Raw genomic sequence first — 1,322 nt, 5'->3', positions numbered from 1 at the left:
CACAAGTTTTTCTGCAAGTTGTACTATTCCATATCCATCAAGACACAATTTTATATAAAGCTCAGTCTCATTGACAGCTATATCAGTATTCATTTTTACTATTCTTTTTTCGTCATCATCCACAAAATTCATTTCACATGTATTTCTATTATGGTCTGAAAAATAATGAATCGCCTTATGAAATGCTAGATCTTCAAGAGATTGCGGAGTTCCATACTTTTGCAAATATTCAGGTGAGGCACACGTCACCCAACGAAACTTTCCAAGAGGACGAGCTACTAGTGAGGAACTTTTCAAGCTTCCCATTCGGATTACACAGTCTACTCCTTCCTTGATTAAGTCTACCTGCCTATCGCTGACTCCAATCATTATATAGATGTCTGGATAGCGTTTTTGAAACTCTTTAAGATTGGGCATGATGACTGAATGAGCTATACCCGCAGGCATATCAACTCGTAACTGCCCCTGTGGTTGTTGCATTGTATCGGTTAGGCTTGATTCAGTGTGCTCAATAAGATCAAGTATTTCTCTGCACTGTATTAAATACTGTGCCCCTTCAGGTGTTAGGTTTACCCGTCTGGTTGTCCTGTTCAACAAACGTACTTGTAAATACTTTTCAAGATTTTTAATTGTGCTAGTTACTGTAGATGCTGGAAGTGAAAGTGTTTCAGCCGCATGTACAAAGCTTTCAGCTTCTGCCACCCGAACAAAAATCTGCATTGCCTGAATACGATCTAATCTCATGCCTTTATCCCAATTCTATCCGCATGCTCTTAGATTATTTGCTTTTACTGAATAATAAAAACAGTTTAATCAGCTTTTACAGCATTATCATTTCTATTAGATTTTGACTATTCTTTTTTTGAAGTTGAAATGAATATGACTGATTACAACAGAAACATTGTGCAATTGACAGAATCCTCCACAAGTAAAACGCTTATTCGTGGAGCCACTATCCTGAGTATGGACAGCATGATTGGGAATATGGTTCGGGGAGATATTCTTATCGAGAACAGTATGATTACAGCTATTGGTGAAAGTATTGAAGCGACTTGTGCTACTGTTATTGATGCTTCAAATATGATTGTGATGCCGGGTATGGTGGATACACATCGACATTCATGGGAAGGACAACTACGACGAATTAATCCGAATGCAGAAACGTTAGAAGATTATTGTAACGCGACGCATTATTCTTTTGCCAAGTACTATCGACCTAAAGATATATATATCGGTAATTTACTTACTGCTCTCGGGTGTATTGACGCAGGTATCACAACAGTCATAGATAACTCGCATAATAGCCGTACTGCCGCTCACTC

At 38.3% G+C, this 1,322-nt stretch carries 1 protein-coding gene and 1 pseudogene; one reads left to right on the top strand and one right to left on the bottom strand.

The window, feature by feature from the left end; all coding sequences use genetic code 11:
• A partial coding sequence (locus GBI16_RS18110; RefSeq protein ID WP_151707608.1) for a LysR family transcriptional regulator occupies positions 1-744 on the bottom strand: 744 nt, incomplete at its 3' end.
• A 135-nt stretch (positions 745-879) separates the two neighbouring features.
• Between GBI16_RS18110 and GBI16_RS18105 the strand changes: the two are divergent.
• Positions 880-1,322, top strand: a pseudogene (locus GBI16_RS18105) (amidohydrolase); the annotation flags it as partial.

It is taken from the genome of Acinetobacter sp. TUM15064 (assembly GCF_008980265.1).
In the GTDB taxonomy this organism is placed as follows: domain Bacteria; phylum Pseudomonadota; class Gammaproteobacteria; order Pseudomonadales; family Moraxellaceae; genus Acinetobacter.
The sequence above is the reverse complement of the archived record's forward strand: the minus strand, read 5'-3'. Positions and strand labels throughout refer to the sequence as shown.